Source organism: Streptomyces olindensis, from assembly GCF_040645895.1.
Lineage (GTDB): Bacteria > Actinomycetota > Actinomycetes > Streptomycetales > Streptomycetaceae > Streptomyces > Streptomyces olindensis.
Genome location: NZ_JBEYZD010000148.1, coordinates 1 through 6,306 on the forward strand (window position 1 = coordinate 1; position 6,306 = coordinate 6,306).

5 protein-coding genes are annotated in these 6,306 nt (G+C 75.3%); all 5 read right to left on the minus strand.

The window, feature by feature from the left end; translation table 11 throughout:
- Window positions 1-2,623: eCIS core domain-containing protein (locus ABZ948_RS40540; RefSeq protein WP_359768142.1), on the minus strand; the 2,623-nt coding region annotated here is incomplete at its 3' end.
- Window positions 2,620-2,865, minus strand: a complete 246-nt coding sequence (locus ABZ948_RS40545) for a hypothetical protein (RefSeq protein WP_359768143.1) — start codon at window positions 2,863-2,865, stop codon at window positions 2,620-2,622. The genes ABZ948_RS40540 and ABZ948_RS40545, both read right to left, overlap by 4 nt.
- Before the next feature lie 113 nt (window positions 2,866-2,978).
- Window positions 2,979-5,087: an ATP-binding protein gene (locus tag ABZ948_RS40550; RefSeq protein WP_435857806.1), complete on the minus strand. Its 2,109-nt coding sequence runs from the start codon at window positions 5,085-5,087 to the stop codon at window positions 2,979-2,981.
- Between the two features lie 5 nt (window positions 5,088-5,092).
- The gene (locus tag ABZ948_RS40555; protein ID WP_359768144.1) at window positions 5,093-5,959 is read right to left on the minus strand and encodes a Pvc16 family protein; all 867 of its coding nucleotides are present in this window, start codon (window positions 5,957-5,959) and stop codon (window positions 5,093-5,095) included.
- A 75-nt stretch (window positions 5,960-6,034) separates the two neighbouring features.
- A complete protein-coding gene (locus ABZ948_RS40560) occupies window positions 6,035-6,169 on the minus strand; it encodes a hypothetical protein (protein WP_359768145.1) in 135 nt (44 codons plus the stop codon).
- Window positions 6,170-6,306: the final 137 nt, after the last annotated feature.

Below are 6,306 nucleotides of genomic sequence, written 5' to 3' on the forward strand. Positions count from 1 at the left end.
TCCTGACGGCCGGGCCGCACAGCGGCACCACGTTCGACATCATCGGCAGCGTCGGTCGGGCCCCGCCGCCTCCCCCGCGGCGGGACGCGGTCCTCGCGGCCTGCCGCGCCGCCTGGCGCTTGCCGCTCGCCGACCGGGAGCGCGAGGTCGCCGAGCCGCCCGACGTTCCGCCGGGGCCCTGGGAGCCGCTCCCGCCGGATCCCGTGGACTCGGCGGCCTTGGGCGTGTTGGTCCGGGGCTCCGGGCCCGCGGCCGCGGGGGACGGTCCGTTGCCCGGGGCCAGTCGCGGAGCGGCGGCGGGACCTGGTGTGGAGACGTGGTCGGGGCCGGTGGCGGGACCGGGGGACGTGGCGGGTCCCTTGCCCGGTGTGACGTCCCCACCGGCGGGTGCGGAGGGCTCAGGGCCGGTCCTTCCCTGGTCCGGGTCGCTGCCGCTCTTGCCGACCGGGCCGTCGACGCCCTTGCCGTCCTGCTGCTGTGTGCTCTTCCCGTCCCCGGTCTGCCCAGTTCTGCGGTCGGGTTTCCCGGCTTCCGGCTTGGTGGCGGTGTCGCTGCGGCCCGTGCCCTCGGCCGGGACACCGGACGGCGACGCCGAACCGGCTCCCTGCGTACGAGCGTCCTCCCCTGCCTTGGCCAACTGGTCCGGCGGGGTGGTCTCCGTGGGTCCGACAGTCGCCCCGGGTGCCCCGGCGTCCGAGGCCCTGGCCTCTTCGTCACGCCGTGCGGCCTCGGCGTCCGCCTTGCGTTCGTCCGCGTGCTCGCGGTCCCGGTCCGCCCCGGCGGCGTCCGCCATCACGGCACCGCCGGTCACGCCCGGCGACGCCGTGAGGAGTTCGCCGCCCGATCCGGACGGATCGGTCTGCCCGTCGGTCGGACCGCTCAGGAGGCTGTCGAAGGTCTCGCTGCCGCTGTCCTCCTCGGCGCGCGACGCGGCCTCCCGGGGTGTGTCGGACTCGGTCTGCTGTGGTGCCGGCTCCGCCGCCGGAACGTCGACGGTGGCCGACAGGCTGGGCGGCGGGGCCGTGCCCTTGCGCCGTTCCTCCACGAGGTTGGGGTTCTTCGCCGCGTCCGTGTAGCCGACGAGGTCGACGTCGGGTCCGGGCTCCTGCCCGGCGGCCGAGGCCGTGTCGTCTCCGGCGTCCTGCTCGGCACCGTCCTGTGCGGGCTCCGCGTCCAGACCCAACGGCTCGTCGTCGGAGTCCTGTTCGTTCTCCGGGTCCCCGGTCGCGCGCGCCGCTGCGGTGTCACCGCCGGTCCGGGACTTCTCCCCCGGCTCGGTTCCGCTGCGGTCCACCGCGCTTGGAGACGAGGCGGGGCGGTGGGCGACGTCCCCTGCTGCGGTGTCCTGCCGCTGCTCCTGCTCGACGGCCTGCTTCTCGGGCTCCTGGGCGGGCTCGTCCTCGCCTCCGCCCGCGTCCTCCTCGGCACCCCGCTCGTCCTGCTTGTCCTGTTCCTGCTGCTCGCGCTCGGTGTCGGAGGCCTCCTGACGTTCGTCAGCGGCGTCCTGCCGCGTGTCCCGGGCGGAGGCGTCCTTCTCCTCCTGCTGGTCCTGGGAGCGCTCCTGCTCGTCCTTCGCCGCGTCCTGCTGAGGTGTGCCCGCGCCGCCCGGGGCCGGCGTGGCCGAGCCCGCGCCACCCGGGGCGTTCTCGGGATCCGCCTCATTGGACGGGGTTTCCTCCCGGTCGTCCCCGAGCGCGCCCTCGTGCCGTCCGGTGCCGGGCTCGTCCTGGCGTGCGTCCCGCTCCGGGGGATTCCCGGCCTCGGGCTCCGCCCGCTCGCGCTCCTCCTCGACCTCCTCCGCCGCACCGGGCACGGCGTGCGGAGCCGTCGCGGCGTCCAGCGGCGGCGGGCCCGACCGCTCGGTCTCCTCCACGCCCTCCAGCAGCCGGTCGACGACGGGCGCCGGCAGGCGTAGTTCCAGCCGGTCGAGGACGCTGTCCTGCACTTCGGGCGCCATCCGGGCCAGCTGGATCCGCACGCGGCCCGAACGGTCCTCCGGGTCGCCGCGCAGGGACCGCAGGAGCGTGTTGGCCAGGCGGTCGACGAGGGTGGCCGGGTCCGGTTGCTCCATGCGGCGGCGGTCGGCGTCGACGGTGGCGTACCGCAGCCACCCGGGCGTCCCCCGCCCTTCCTCGATCTCCGGGGCAGCGGCTTCCGGATCCCGCACCAGGTCCTGTGCCGCCGACTCCGCCTCCCGCTCGATCCCCTCCTGCGGCAGACTCACCGCGCCCAGCTCCCGCCCGGCCCGCAACGCGCCGAGGCCGTGCGGGTTCTGGACGGTGTGCAGGAGTTCGTGGGCGAGCAGGCGCAGGCCCTCGTCGGTGCCGGGCATGAAGGTGCCCTCGCGGAAGAACACGTCCTGGCCGACGGCGACCGCGTCCGCGCCCAGCAGTTCCGTCAGCCGGCCCGCGTCGCGGCCCGTGTGCAGGCGTACGCGGCTCAGGTCGTGGCCGAGGCGTTCCTCCAGCTCACGGCGGACGCCCGGGTCGAGCGGCTGGCCGGCGCCGCCGACGATGTCCTTGGGCTCGGGGGCGCGGGACTTGGCGGCCCGCTCCTTGCGCTTGCGGCGGCGCTGCTCGGCGGACTGCTCGGAACCGCTGTCCTGGGTGCGGGAGTTGCTCACGAGGTCACCTCCCCGCGGCCGCACAGGCCCTCGTGCACCGCGCGTGCCAGTTCCTGGCCGAGCCGGCGCGCGGACAGCCCGGCGGGCAGCGGCGGCAGGCCGGACAGGACATCGGCCGTCCACGGGCCGTCGGCGGGCACGCCGCGCTCGCGGACCAGCCGGGTCAGCTCGTGCTCGAACGCGGCCGCCACCCGGTCCGGGTCCGCGCGGAAGCCGTCGAGGACGAGTTCGCCTATCTCCACGCGGATCTCCCGCGGCGTCGGTGCCCCGCCCACCGGAGTCACACCGGTCTGTGGCGCACCCGTCCGTGTGCCACCCACCGGAGTCACGCCGGTCCGCGGCACACCCATCCGTGTCACACCCATCCGCGGACCTCCGTCGGCGTCAAGGAGCGTTCCAGCTTGAGGTATTCGGTGCGGGCCGCCGCGAGCATGTGCCGCATCTGGAGCGCCTCGCCCTCCTCGGCGGCGAGGAACGCCCCGGACAGGGCGATGTTGCGGATCGAGCCGCCCGCGACGGTCAGCCGCGCCAGCAGGTGCGGGTCGATGTCCTTCACCGGGGCCTGCGGCGGCAGCACGCGCCGCCAGATCTCGGCGCGTTCGTGCTCGGCGGGGAAGGGGAAGTCGACGACGAAGCGGATGCGCCGCAGGAAGGCGTTGTCGAGGGCCTTCTTCATGTTGGTGGTGAGGATGGCGAGGCCGCGGTAGGCCTCCATCCGCATGAGCAGGTAGCTGACCTCGAGGTTGGCGTACCGGTCGTGGCTGTCCTTGACCTCGCTGCGCTTGCCGAAAAGGGCGTCGGCCTCGTCGAAGAGCAGGAGCGCGCCGCCGCGCTCGGCGGCGTCGAAGACGCGGCGGAGGTTCTTCTCCGTCTCGCCGATGTACTTGCTGACCACCTGCGAGAGGTCGACGACGAACAGGTCGAGGCCGAGTTCCCGGGCCATCACCTCGGCGGCCAGGGTCTTGCCGGTGCCGGAGCCGCCGGCGAACAGCGCGGTGACGCCGAGACCGCGGCGCAGGGTCGCCGCGAAGCCCCACTCCTGGTGGACCAGGCCGCGCTGTCGTACGTGCGCGACGATCTCCCGCAGGACGCCGGTCTGCCGCTCGTGCAGGACGAGGTCGTCCCAGCCGGCCTGCGGTTCGATCCGGCGGCCGAGTTCGTCCATGCCGATCCGGGCCTCGTCCAGACCGGCCCGCCAGGCCAGGGCAGCGGCGTCGAGCTCGTCCTCGTGGGGCAGTTCCCGGCGGACCGTGGCGGCGGCGGACCGGACGACGTGCGGCGGCAGCTGGAACTGGGAGACCAGGGCCCGCAGTTCGCCTTCCTCCAGGTCGGCGACGTCGCTGAACGCGTCCGCCCACAGGGCCAGTTGCTCGTCGTCGGCCAGCGGAGGCACGCCCACCCGGGTGCCGTGCGGGCGGTCCGTGCGGCGCGGGTCGTCGCTCGACACGACGACGGGTACGGCGGCCGAGGCCAGGAACGCCTCCGTGGCGACCCGCTGTTCGCGGTCCGGCTCGCCGGACTCCACGAGCAGCGCGGCGGGCAGCAGGATCGCCTCGCGCTGCCACAGCCGGGCGAACCGGTCGCGCTCGGCGGGGTCGGCGGGGATGTCCTCGGCGCTCACCGCGTACAGCGCGAGCCCGGCGCGCGCGGCCGCCGCGGCGGCGATGTCGGCACGGCTGCGCAGATCGCCGCCGACCAGTTCCACCAGCAGCGGCGCGTCGGGGCGGGCGCCGTCCGTCCAGCCCGCCGCGACACCGCTCGCGGCCCTGTCGTACGACGGCGGCAGCCGGTCCGGCACGGGGGTGCGGCGCAGTTGCCCGTGCAGCCGGGCGTCGAGGTACGGCGAGCCGAGCAGGAAGTGCAGGATGCGCTCGTCGAGCCGCAGCCGGGAGGTCGTCAGCCGTGACGCGTCGTCCAGCTCCAGGATCCGCCAGCGGCGCAACGGCGACACCGGCAGCAGCGCGCTCCAGTGCGGTTCGTCCAAGGAGGCCAGGGCGAGTGAGAACGTCGGGTACGCCCGCTCGGGGTCACCGCCGGCGGCGGCGCAGCGCGCGGCAGTCGTGGGCTCCAGCTCCTGCGCCGCGGTCAGCAGTACGACGTCCCGCTCGAACGCGGTGAGCCCGAAGCAGGTGACCAGGGCGTCGAGGGAGGCGACCCCGGGGCCGTCGACGGACTCGGGCAAGGGGGCGTGGGCGCCCCGCCCTTCGGCGGCCTCGGGCAGCGGGCCGTGGGCGTCCCCACCGTCGGGGGACTCGAAAAGGGCGCCCTCGGCGGCGGAGTCGGAAAAGGTGCCGCGGGCCTCACCGCCGTCGGCCCTGCCCTCCGTGCCGCCGAGCGCGTGCGCGTCGACGCGGGCCAGGACACGCCGGATCTCCGCCGTCAGCGTCGTACCGCCGTCCTGTGCGGCGGCGCCCCCGGCCGTCGGCTGTGCTCCCATGTCCTCACCCGCCCCCGTCGCTCCCATGCGCCTCAGCTCTCCGTGTCCTCACCGCTGTCCGCCGTCCCGGCCGTCTGCCGGGGCCGTGCGGGCTTCGCGTTCGCGGGCTTGGCGGCCGCCTTCTTCCCGGTCCTGGCCGGCTGCGCGGACTTGCGGCTCCGGGTCGTCTTCGCGGGCGCCTTCGCCTCGGCCCCGGCCGCGGCCTTCGCAGGTGTGCCGGCGGGCTCCGCGGGCTCCCGCGAGGGCACGACCGGCTCCTCACCGACAGGTCCGGGCGACGGCGCCCCCGGCGCCCCGAACGGCAGCACCCGCACCTCCGGCCGCTCCACCGGCTTCGCCCGCGCCGGCGTCCCGCGGCCGTCGAGGAAGACCAGCGCGGCCTGGTAGACGACCGACAGCGTGTAGGGCGTCTGGTGCAGCATCCCCCACAGCTTGGACGTCTCGTCGACGTCCATCGCCGTCGGCGTGAACCGCACCCGCTGCGCCGCCTCGGCCAGGTCGCTCCCGCTCAAGTGGGGCCGCTGACCGGCGAGTTCGATGATGTCCCTGGGCAGCACGGGTATCTCGTGCAGGGTCCGCACCACCGAGCCGATCAGCCGCTGCCCGACCAGTTCGGCCTCCTCGCCGTACGCGCTGATCAGATAGTGCAGGTCGAGCGCGGCGGCCGGCCGCCGGACCAGCGTGCCGTCGGGCGCCCGGGTCGGCAGGTCGTTGTTGCGCTGCGAGGTGTTGGGCGTGACCTGGTACAGGAACACGGTGATGGTCGGCTCGGCCGGCGGATCCGCCGGCGGCTTGCGCGGTTCGACCTTCACCGCGATGTCGATGTCCGGCGGCAGGTTGTCCTCGATCAGCAGGGCGAGGGCCTGGGTGACGTGGGCGAGGGCAAGTGCGTTGCTCATGGCGTCAGTTCCTCGGTCCCTCTCCGCGTCCTGGTCCTGCTGCTTCTCGTCGTACGTCTGCCGTCCGGCCGGGGCTCACTCGCGCCCCCTGGCCAGGTAGTCCGCCAGGCTGACGGTCGCCCGGGGGCGCTCCGCCGCCCGTGGCCGGGGCCCGCTGCCGCCGCCCTGGGGCGATCCGCCCGCGGTGACCTCCAGTCGCCCGATCTGCACCTGCACCACCTGCTCGGCCTGGCGTCCGGGGCGCCGGGCCGCCGTCTGCCGTGCGGCATCCCGGGCGGCCGCCGTGTCCGCCGCGCTGGGGAGCAGCGGGGCGGCCCGTGAAGAAGACGCGCATCATGTGCACGAAC